Here is a 754-nt window from a genome sequence, read left to right as displayed (position 1 = left end):
AAGGCCACGGCCGGGAAGAAGTATTGGGTGACGTGGACGTGACGAGAACGGTAGGTTGGTTTACGAGCATCTATCCCGTCGTCTTCGAATTGAAGAAGGCGGAAGGGATAGCCTACTGGGTCAAATCGTTCAAGGAGAAGCTGAGACGAATTCCGAACAAAGGCATCGGATACGGCGCGCTGAAGTATTTGACGCCTGCGGAGAAAAGCGGCATTAGGAGCGGAATGGCGCCGGAAATCAGCTTCAACTACTTGGGGCAATGGGATCGGGAACTGAACGCGGGCGCCATGTCGATGTCCGGTCTTTCTGCGGGGATATCGATGAGCCTGCAATCGGAACGGACTTACGCGCTGGATATTGTAGGAAGTGTGATCGAGGGAAAACTGGCGCTGGTTGTGACGTACGACAAGCAGGAGTACCGAGAAAGTACGATGCTAGCATTGCTGGCCAACTACAAAAAGCAGCTGCTTTCGATCGTTGACCACTGCATGCAGCAAACCGAGACCGAACTTACTCCGAGCGATGTGGGAAACGAACAAGTGCCACTCGCCACTTTCGATAAACTTCGCAAGCAACTGGAAATGAGCGGTAACGGCGAAATAGTTTCCATTTATCCGATGTCTCCGATGCAAGAGGGCATGCTGTTCCAAGCGTTAAGGGAGCCGCAGTCGTCTGCTTACTTCGTACAAATGTCCTTTATGATTCAAGGCTCGCTGCATGTCGGAAATCTGGAGAAGAGCCTTTCCCTTCTGAT

At 52.1% G+C, this 754-nt stretch carries 1 protein-coding gene; it reads left to right on the top strand.

Features of this window, described 5'->3' with window-relative positions; all coding sequences use genetic code 11:
* Positions 1 to 38 precede the first annotated feature (38 nt).
* Positions 39 to 754, top strand: a 716-nt coding sequence (locus tag ACX1DY_RS31455; RefSeq protein WP_458968048.1) for a condensation domain-containing protein, incomplete at its 3' end; no start/stop codon positions are given.

Source organism: Paenibacillus sp. BAC0078, from assembly GCF_054483875.1.
This window is presented reverse-complemented; position numbering and strand designations above follow the sequence as displayed.